Below are 9,198 nucleotides of genomic sequence, written 5' to 3'. Positions count from 1 at the left end.
AAGAAATTCATCAGGATCCAACGTCAAGCGTGTTGTGCGTAACGAACCAACTACCAGTTCTAATTCTTCATCTTGATCATGCACAATGCCGTAGACAAGGGCTGTGTGAACGTTATCCTCAGTTACCAGAAAATCAGCAGCTTGGGGAATGGCATCCCGATCGTCATACAGCAAATAGCCCACGCCAGCAATGGAAAAATTGTTCTGAAGAATGCGGTTTTGTAAGGCTCTGGCAATCACATCCATCACCCGTCGCGATCGGGCTGACTGCAACACAGCATCCAACAATTGGGGGTCATAGAAACGACTGAGAAAAGCGGCTGCTAAAAACTCCTCTTCTCGTGCTTGACGCAAGGCATTGGTATCTGACCTCAGGCCATGCATCAGGGCTGTAGCACAACGAACATGCTGCGTGTTACCACTATCAAATGGCAACAAACCCGCTTGCAGATACTGGGCAAAAATTACTGTTGTTGCCCTAGCATTAGGGCGAATATCTACAAATTCAGCATCTAACTTCCCTTGGGGACTGTGATGGTCGATGACTGCGATCGCGGGCAACCCAGCCTCCCGTAACAATGGCAAGAGCTGACTAGTTGTGCCTTGGTTATCAATCAGGACATAGCCCTGGTAGGCAGAAAGCTGTTTTGTCCGCACATCAGACATTGCCCAGCGTTGCACAGGCAAGCTTGTTAACCGCACTAGTGCTACATTTTCTTGATGACTCAGGGTGCCTGCATAGATAATTTCGCAGTCAATATCATAGGTTTCAGCGATCAACTTATAAGCCCATGCGCAGGCTAGGGCATCGGGATCAGGAAAGTCCTGAAGCACAATCAGATGCCGATCGCCTCGATGGTTGTCTAAGGTTTGCTTGAGAAGCCCTACCTTCTGCTCATAGGCACGTTGTACCGTAGACGTTGACACGGGTGGTCGGTTGTTTGGATATTCCAAACCTGGGTATGCAAATACAGACTCCTGTGCAGTGTCAGGTGTTGGTGCTGGTAGGCCAGTTGTTGACTCCAACGACGAATAGACAGAATCAGTTGGCATAGACTGCTAATGATTGGAACAGATGGATAGCTACAAGTTGACCGTCGATAGGGGTTCACAGTGCATGACCCTAAGCAGAGTTGCAATGCTCGAACGGATATCTTGAGCCTAGAGCACTATTCTAGGATGGTTGTTCGCCTACGATTGCTTTCATGCTTTCGATCGTAGCAGGAATACTACGCGGATCCATAAACATCACCTTGCTACTGCTGCTGCTGCCAATATTCATACCTACCTCTAGGTACTGTTGTGCCATTAGGAATTGCAATGCTTCCCGTGCTCGTGGGTCACTCTCCAAGGTCTTGCCAATAATCTGGAGTGCCTCTGCAGTTGCCTGAGCCTTTAACACCTGCTGTTGCCGTTCAGCCTGGGCCTTCAGCACTAAGCTTTTTTGCTGAGCCTCTGCTTCCAAAATCACAGCCTTTTGCCGTGCCTCTGCGGCCAATACCTGTGACTCTGCCTGTCCCTTAGCCGAATTAATTGCTGCTTCCCGCTCTCCTTCCGAAGTCAAAATCGCTGCCCGTCGCTTGCGTTCAGCCGACATTTGCAACTCCATGGCATCTTGAACGGCTTTGGCAGGCACAATATCTCGTAACTCCACACGGGTTACTTTCACGCCCCAGGGATCCGTTGCCTTATCCAAATCCTGTAATAGAATGCTGTTAATTTGATCACGAGCAGTAAAGGTTTCATCTAATTCCAGCTTGCCCATTTCTGCCCGGATTTGAGTTAATACAAGGTTGACCATAGCTGCTCGCAGATTTTCTACCTTGTAGTAGGCCTTTTGCATATCCACAATTCGCCAGTAGACTACCGCATCTACAGTGATGGATACATTGTCACGGGTGATACAAGGCTGTGGCTGAATATCTAGCACCTTTTCTCGGATGGTTTCTTGAAAGACGATGCGATCAAGAATGGGCACCACAATATTTAAACCATGGGTCAACTTTCTCTCATAGCTTCCTAGCCGCTCGACAAGAGCTTCACTGCCCTGGTTGATAATCCGGACTGAGCTAGCAATGCTGCCACCTCCAAGTACCAATGCCAAAAATAGTAAAAATTGACCATTCATAGGGTTAATCCTCTACAGCGTTAGTTTTCAATCGTTGTTAGCGCTACTCTCAACCCATGCTAGGTAAACCCAATCTGGGCACCATTACAATCCGTTCCCCACACGGAGTTAGCCCCATGCTAGCCACTATCTTTTATCACTTTCATGGGCATCACCAGTAGTGTTGTGCCCCGTCGGCCTGTAACATACACGGGCTGGTCTGAGGCGATCGTCATCGTCTCATCCTCACACAGTGCTTGCCAAGAATTTCCTTCGTACAGAACTCGCCCTCCCTTTCCCGGTAATATTTCGGTCAAGGTTGTGGCTTCGATTGCATCTAAACTCTGCTGAGGACGACGGGATGGCTTGATAAAATGGCGCGCCAGTATAACAAACACAATTGAAACAATCATCCACAGCGCCACTTGCAGTCCAAACTGTGGTAAAACCAAAGAGATTAACGCTACAAGAAATGCACTAACCCCTAGAGCTACCTCAGCAAAAGCAGTCGGTACAAAGACTTCCAGGGTACACAACACTGCACCTACTAATACCCAGAATAAAGTGGGATTCATCCACATGTTACGTTTGATAAAGCCATTAGTCGGGCGGCCTTTACTCTACAGTTATAACTTGATGCTGTGCATCAGGAGATTTAACGTTACGTGCATTAACCAATCGATACATTAACCTATCGATACAATAGAGTGCTTCAGAGTGTTTCGGAATCAGGATGGTTTGGAATTCATGACCAGTTCAACGCTGCCAACAACACGTTATCTGTGGGCAACAGGCGAGATTGCTGCCACTATCCCTGTGGGGACACTGGTAGACGATCGCTACCAGGTAACGGCTCCTCATATCTGGCAGGATATGAACCCTGACACACCACCACTGTCGCCAGATGCGCTGCCTGACACTGTACTTCCCTATGCTCGGCTCTACAGCTATCGCTTGCATATCCCAGAGGTTTACAGCATTTACGTGCACCCCTACGGCACAGAAGAGGCTGAGATTTTGCTGTTAGACAATAGCCCTATCATGCCTAATGGGCAGTTACAGCCTGCAATTCTCGATCGCTGGGGGATAGTGCCACCCGTGCGCCAAATCTATTGGCTATGGCAGATACTTGACTTGTGGACTCCGCTGGCAGCCCAAGGTGTAGCTGCTAGTCTCCTACAGCCAGAAAATTTGCGGGTTGAGGGATGGCGTATTCGACTCCGAGAACTTCTGAGCACTGTTACTGCCCCTGCGGAAAATGTGCAACCAGCAACCCTCCAACACTTGGGATGCCTGTGGTCGGGGTGGTGTACTACAGCCCATGACTCGATCCGATTGCGCCTTGCAAAAATTTGTTACGATTTGCAACAGCCTGATGTCTCCTTGGAAGATGTGCGACTGCACCTCAATAAACTCTTGATTGAAGAAGCTGCCCAGCTACCACTGTTTGTAGAGCTAGCAGGACTATCAGACCCAGGCCCCCAGCGTAACCATAACGAAGACAGTTGCTATCCTACTCTCCAAGACATCCAGTCTAATGGAAATGATCCACTGCTGCGTCATCTTGCCGTTGTCTGTGATGGTGTGGGTGGCCATGAGGGTGGTGAAGTTGCTAGTCAACAGGCTGTTCAGACAATTAAGTTGCTAGTGCAAGCATTGCTGTCAGAAGTCACTAAACAAGTTGAGATCCAGCCACCAGATGTGTTCTATCGGCGGTTAGATGCTTGTGTGCGGATTGTGAATAATCAAATCGCTGCTCAAAATGATCAGCAAGGGCGAGAACTGCGTCAGCGCATGGGCACTACCTTAGTGATGGCAGTACAGCCACCACCAATGCTCCCTGGTGTCGATGGACAACTGCTCAACACCCATGAACTCTATCTGTGCAATGTAGGAGATAGTCGTGCCTACTGGTTGACTTTGGATTATTGTCATCAGTTGACGATCGACGACGATATTGCCGCCCGTGATGTCCGAGTTGGTTACAGTTTGCGCCATGAGTCCCTCAGACGCAGCGATGGTGGTATTCTGACTCAGGCAGTGGGTACACGTGAAGCCAACTCCCTGCGACCCACGATTCAGCGCTACATCGTAGAAGAAGATGGCATTCTCTTGTTATGTTCCGATGGTCTTAGTGATAACAATTGGGTTGAAACCTGTTGGCAAGACTACGCAGGGCCAATTCTTAAAGGGACAATGCCCCTAGAAACAGCGGTTCAATCGTTAATTGACCTGGCAAATCAACGCAATGGTCACGATAACGTCTCTGTTATTCTCATAGTGTTTCGGTTGCGTCCCTCCCGTCGTGAGTTACAACTTTTCTGTCCTGAGCAACAACCGCAGCCTGTACCTACTGTATCGTTAACAGAAGCATCCCAAGCTCTCTTAGACGATGATTCCTCTGCAAGTACAGTCTCTCAAAAACGACCAAAATCTATAAGTCGTCAAGGACTAGTTGTGTTAGTAGGCATAGTTGCATTTTTGCTAGGGTTTGGTCTAACTGGTCTATGGATTTGGTCACAGCTTGATTCGTCTGGGTTTCAGCAGTGGCATGAGCGGGTGTTGCCTACAAAAACTCGTTGAGCATCAGACTGAGGGGTGACACCCCCTCGTTATCGGCTAGTATGGAAATTAAGGATAGGTGCTGCCTGAGTCGACTTGGAGTCGGAGTGCTCCGGAGGGCATAACCCTGAGTGGGTAGAGAATGATTATGGTTTTGGCATCGTCAAAATCACACATATCTCCTCTACCAGTTAGCTGAATACACAGAGGCTTCGTGAATTTAACATTTTTTCGTCAGTTGCAGTCTAATAAACTGACTCGTCAGCTATCCAAACTAGATTGGTTTGGGCTGGTCGTTGTAGCCACATCTACGGCTGCGATCGCAGGCCTGGTTCTGGGTATTCGCCATCTTGGGCTGTTTCAACCTCTAGAGCTAAAAGTCTATGACCAGATGGTGCGTGCTCGCCCTAATCTAGGGCAGGATCCTTGTGTCTTGATTGTTGCAATCACCGAAGACGATATCAAACGCTATGGGACAACCTTAACTGACGAGGTTATGGCAACGGCTCTAGAGCGACTTCAGCACTACGAACCAGCTGCGATCGGCGTGGATATCTATCGTGATTTACCCCAGCCTCCTGGTACAGCTAAACTAGCCAAGCAGTTTACTGCTTCCAATGTTATTGCTATTACTAAGCTTCCCTCCGCCGAGGATCCGATCGGCATTCCAGCACCTGCTGCTATTTCTCCGAGTCAAGTTGGTTTCAATGATGTTGTTACTGATCCAGATGGGGTTGTTCGGCGCAGTGTACTGGAGGTGAAGCTACATGAAACCAGTGTCTATTCCTTTGCTCTGCAACTTGCCCTTCTGCATCTGGGGCAACAGAACCTCTTCCCTCGGCAGGATGAAAGCAGGCCCGATCGGGTGACTTGGGGCAAAGCAACCTTTCAATCCCTGAAGCCAAACTCTGGCGCTTACCAAAATATTGACTCTGCTGGCTATCAAATCTTACTCAATTATCGTGCTGCTCAGCGTTCAATACCCCAGGTGACCCTGACCCAGTTGATGCACCGCCAAGTTAACCCTGAGGCGGTTAGGGGCAAAATTATCTTGATTGGTAACACCTCGATTAGCACAAAAGATTCCTTCTTTACCCCCTACAGTGCGGCTGCCAAAGAAGGTGTCAAGATGTATGGGGTTGAAATTCATGCCCAGATGGTCAGCCAGTTTCTGGATGCTGTCAGTGGTAAACGCCCGCCCTTTTGGTTCTGGCCAGAATGGTTAGAAATTCTCTGGATTTGTGGAACTGCCTTAGTAGGTGGTGTATTGGCATGGCAACTGCGCAACCCGCTATTCCTAACCCTGGGCGGATTAGCCAGTGTTGGTGTAATTGTCGGTATCGGGTATGGCAGCTTTATCCACCACAGTTGGATCCCGATCGTAGCGCCTGCCCTAGCTACTATTCTTACCAGCAGCGTAGTCATTACCTATCGTGCCCAACAGGCACAACGCCAGCAGCAAATGGTGATGACCCTATTGGGGCAAAATACTTCTCCAGAAATTGCTAACGCCTTGTGGGACTCACGTGCTAGTCTCTTAGAAGCTGGTATGTTGCCAGGGCAAGCCATGACTGCCACCATGCTGTTTACTGATATTAAAGACTTCAGCACTATCTCTGAACAGATGGCTCCCCAAGAGTTACTAGTCTGGCTAAATGAATACCTGTCAGCAATGACCCAAGAAATTCAAGCTCAGCATGGCATTGTTAACAAGTTTATTGGCGACGGGGTAATGGCTATTTTTGGCGTACCTATTCCTCGTGTCAAGAAGGAAGAGATAGCTGAGGATGCCCGCCGTGCTGTCAATGCGGCACTAGCAATGGGAGAACGACTCAAATTGTTGAACAAAGACTGGGCTGCACGTAAGCTACCGACGGTGAATATCCGAGCTGGTATCTACACAGGGCTAGTCGTGGCTGGCAGCATTGGGGGCAAGGAGCGAATGGAATATGGTGTCATTGGCGACAGTGTTAACATTGCATCACGCCTAGAGAGCTGTGCGAAGGATCGCCAAGAAGACACTTGCCGAATTTTAATTGCCCAAGAAACCTATGACTACATTCAAGGTGAGTATGATGTGCAACCTTGGGGGCCAATGTCTCTCAAAGGAAAACATAAAGAGGTAAATGTCTATCGCGTGCTGAAGCGATCGGAACCCAGTTCGCCACTACTGAGCGACGTAATACCCACTATGCCTGCACCCTTAGTCAGTTCAGAGCGATTAGACTCAGACACGGATATAAGGCCGAGTTTGCCGATGTAAATTCTACGACTAGCCTCCTGAAGTAGCCCCATCATAGCTACTGTGCCGATTACAAATTCGTTACTCATAGAACTTTTTCAGCGAGTCATCGTCCTACTATAGAAATGAGATGATGTGGCTCTTAGACATATTTTTGGGGAGTACGTATCGGGTTTATGCTGTAGAGACTGCTTTGACACCAATTATCGCGTTGAAGATTATCGCGTTGAAGACTTGACACAGCCCTTGTCTCAGATTCCCCTCCCAAACAGGGAAAGGAAGTTGCAATCACGAGATGTGTTCAATAGTTTGGAGAATTGGTATGGGTTCAAGCATTTACCTAATTATCAGGGCCGTTTGCTTTAACTAACCAAGGCAGGGCAGTTTCCGAAATGGTAACCGATGCATCTGTATTCCCCTCTAGGAGATAATCATTTTCTAACACCATCATGACGGCCTTACCAGAGGTTCTCATGGCGGAAATGCAATTATTGTCCTCATGAGGACAATAACGGATTAGCTATTTAGTCCTAGGTTGCGTCATGTGTCATCTAAGCAGTGATCTAAAACCCATGTCAAATCATGCCTGACAGGTCACTGTCGCTTCTAGCAAGACTACCAGCAACATGTTTTCATTGCTATCAGCACTAAAGTAACTGCCCAAATTCTATCTAGATTTCACCCCAGAGGAATAGGTTCACTATGTACGCTAATACAACTCGAAAACTGTTACTAAAGGTGTCACTGGCATTATGTGTTGGTGTGATGGCTACTGGTATTCCAGAGCTGGTAGCCGCTGGTACAGCCTTTAACTCGCCCCCTAGCCGAGGTCTGCCGGGCCGTCGAGAGGGTGCTGGCACTCGTGATGTTTGTGTATATCAAGATGCACAAGGTCGCAAGAACCCTAATGGGTCGGCGTTGTCTGTGCTGGCCCTTACACCGCCTACAAATGAGGGCTACACCCTATCTGAGCATCCTAGCTTTTTCTTCTATCTACCCAGGAACAACGCCCGCTTGGTGCAGTTTGCCCTAACTGACGAGGACGACAAAGAGGTGTTTAAGACGAGCTATGAGGTTGCCGGTGAAGCAGGCATTATTAACATCCGTATGCCTAATAACTCTGCTGTGAAACCTTTGAAGGCAGGAAAGCTCTATAAGTGGAAGTTTGACCTCATCTGTGATCCTAGTGATCCAACAGCAACTATTCGCCGCTATGGTTGGATTGAGCGCAAGGATGATGCAGCCCTAAGAGCTAAGATTGCCCGCGCCACACCTGACCAACGCCCTCAGCTCTATGCTGAAGCAGGCATTTGGTTTGATACTTTAGAGTCTCTATACCAGCTACGGCGGGAACGACCAAACGATCGGGAGCTACAAGCTGACTGGGCTAGAGTACTTGATGCTGCTAATCTAGGGGTGATTGCTAAGGATCCATTAAGTACCTGTTGCCAAGTCAATGCAACTCGATGAGAGAGGCGACAACCCACAGTCAGATGGCGTACTATGTGGTTAGCAACGTGGTTAGCAAGAAAGTAGTTGGCAACCAGTCTGATGAGCTAGGCGTGCTACATACTTTGGCATGTTTGTATATGTTTCTACATATTTGTACCTAGCTGTGAAGCAGGGTTGGAGGGTTAGAGCATCTCTATGGCTACAGTAACTGGTAATAGCAATAGATGGCGACGCTTGTCTACGGTGTCGATCGCTATTGGCTGCGCTGTATTGACTGGTGGAGCACCTTTAGTGCTAGCAAATGGGTTCAGCGGTATTGGCATTCCAGGGCGGCGTGAAGGTGCTGGTACAAGGAGCACCTGCATGGTTGGTGGAGCGCAGTCAGTGCCATTGTTGCCTGTGATTCCTGAGTCTCAGCTTGGTGTGACCTTAGAGGGTTACCCAACATTTTTCTGGTATCTACCCCAGAGCAAGGCATCTGCTGCACAGTTTGTGCTGTACGATCGCTACCGAGGTCAAGAACTCTATCGCACAACGTTGTCTCTCGTAAACGCTCCTGGCATTGCAAGTTTCCAACTACCGAATGATGGCTCCGTTCGGATACCGAGGACAGGCTTAGAGGTTGGTAAAACCTATTACTGGACGCTAACTTTATTGTGTAATAATCCTCTAGATCCAAGCGATCGCAGTGGGGATTTACGAGTTCAGGGATTCGTGCAGCGTGTGAATCCTCCACGAGGTTTCCAAGAAAAGGTAAGAAGCTCAAACGAGCGGGATCTTCCTGCACTCTATGCTGCTCAAGGAATTTGGCATGAAACCCTGACTAGCTTAACGA

The 9,198-nt window shown here is 48.5% G+C and carries 8 protein-coding genes; 4 read left to right on the top strand and 4 right to left on the bottom strand.

What is annotated here, in order from left to right; genetic code table 11:
• The 3 genes from NZ772_08180 to NZ772_08170 all read right to left on the bottom strand — a co-directional run.
• Positions 1-1,053: bifunctional oligoribonuclease/PAP phosphatase NrnA (locus NZ772_08180; protein MCS6813533.1), on the bottom strand; the 1,053-nt coding region annotated here is incomplete at its 3' end.
• A 121-nt stretch (positions 1,054-1,174) separates the two neighbouring features.
• Positions 1,175-2,128, bottom strand: coding sequence for an SPFH/Band 7/PHB domain protein (locus tag NZ772_08175; protein MCS6813532.1), 954 nt, complete (start codon positions 2,126-2,128; stop codon positions 1,175-1,177).
• Between the two features lie 119 nt (positions 2,129-2,247).
• Positions 2,248-2,688, bottom strand: coding sequence for an NfeD family protein (locus NZ772_08170; GenBank protein MCS6813531.1), 441 nt, complete (start codon positions 2,686-2,688; stop codon positions 2,248-2,250).
• A gap of 166 nt (positions 2,689-2,854) precedes the next feature.
• Here NZ772_08170 and NZ772_08165 point away from each other — a divergent pair, with 166 nt between their 5' ends.
• Positions 2,855-4,690 carry a protein phosphatase 2C domain-containing protein gene (locus NZ772_08165; protein MCS6813530.1) on the top strand — a complete coding sequence of 612 codons (1,836 nt, stop codon included), beginning with the start codon at positions 2,855-2,857 and terminating at the stop codon, positions 4,688-4,690.
• A gap of 193 nt (positions 4,691-4,883) precedes the next feature.
• The gene (locus tag NZ772_08160; protein ID MCS6813529.1) at positions 4,884-6,932 is read left to right on the top strand and encodes an adenylate/guanylate cyclase domain-containing protein; all 2,049 of its coding nucleotides are present in this window, start codon (positions 4,884-4,886) and stop codon (positions 6,930-6,932) included.
• Positions 6,933-7,251: 319 nt separating this feature from the next.
• On the opposite strand, the gene NZ772_08155 is transcribed toward NZ772_08160, so the two are convergent.
• Positions 7,252-7,386, bottom strand: a complete 135-nt coding sequence (locus tag NZ772_08155) for a hypothetical protein (GenBank protein MCS6813528.1) — start codon at positions 7,384-7,386, stop codon at positions 7,252-7,254.
• A 290-nt stretch (positions 7,387-7,676) separates the two neighbouring features.
• Here NZ772_08155 and NZ772_08150 point away from each other — a divergent pair, with 290 nt between their 5' ends.
• Positions 7,677-8,381: a DUF928 domain-containing protein gene (locus NZ772_08150; protein ID MCS6813527.1), complete on the top strand. Its 705-nt coding sequence runs from the start codon at positions 7,677-7,679 to the stop codon at positions 8,379-8,381.
• Between the two features lie 177 nt (positions 8,382-8,558).
• Positions 8,559-9,198: DUF928 domain-containing protein (locus NZ772_08145; GenBank protein ID MCS6813526.1), on the top strand; the 640-nt coding region annotated here is incomplete at its 3' end.

This window comes from Cyanobacteriota bacterium (assembly GCA_025054735.1).
Classification (GTDB): Bacteria; Cyanobacteriota; Cyanobacteriia; order SKYG9; family SKYG9; genus SKYG9.
This window is presented reverse-complemented; position numbering and strand designations above follow the sequence as displayed.